We start from the raw sequence: 683 nt of genomic DNA on the forward strand, positions 1-683 counted from the left end.
GACCATTCTGCCTTGCTCGCCCAGCTCGATGCACTGACCTCCGCTGATTCCGGATCGATGTTCGCTGAGCTGGTCCGTGCCGGACTGCAGGCGTTGATCGAGGCCGAGGCCACCGAAAAGATCGGTGCCGGCCGCTACGAGCGGTCTGCAGAGCGCACGGTGCACCGCAACGGGCACCGGGCCAAGACGGTATCGACCCCGGCCGGGGATGTGTCGGTGAAGATCCCCAAGCTGCGGTCGGGCTCGTTCTTTCCGGTGTTGTTGGAACGGCGCCGCCGTATCGACAAGGCGTTGCATGCGGTGATCATGGAGGCCTACGTGCATGGGGTCTCCACGCGCAACGTCGATGACCTGGTCACCGCCCTCGGCGTCGATACCGGGATCTCGAAATCGGAGGTCTCGCGCATCTGTGGTGGTCTCGATACCGAGATCACCCGCTTCCGGGAACGCTCACTGGCCCACACCACGTTTCCGTACGTGTTTGCTGATGCGACCTACTGCAAGGTTCGGGTCGGTGCGCACGTGGTCTCTCAGGCGCTCGTGGTGGCCACCGGGGTGTCGATGGATGGCTCGCGGGAGGTACTCGGTACCGCGGTCGGCGACTCGGAGTCGTTCGAGTTCTGGCGGGAGTTCTTCGCGTCGCTGAAAGCGCGTGGTCTGGCGGGGGTGCAGTTGGTCACCTC

Annotated in this window: 1 protein-coding gene; it reads left to right on the top strand. The window is 64.6% G+C overall.

What is annotated here, in order from left to right; translation table 11 throughout:
* Positions 1-683: IS256 family transposase (locus B1964_RS28215; protein WP_139765921.1), on the top strand; the 683-nt coding region annotated here is incomplete at both ends.

It is taken from the genome of Gordonia sp. i37 (assembly GCF_002043085.1).
Taxonomy (GTDB): Bacteria; Actinomycetota; Actinomycetes; order Mycobacteriales; family Mycobacteriaceae; genus Gordonia; species Gordonia polyisoprenivorans.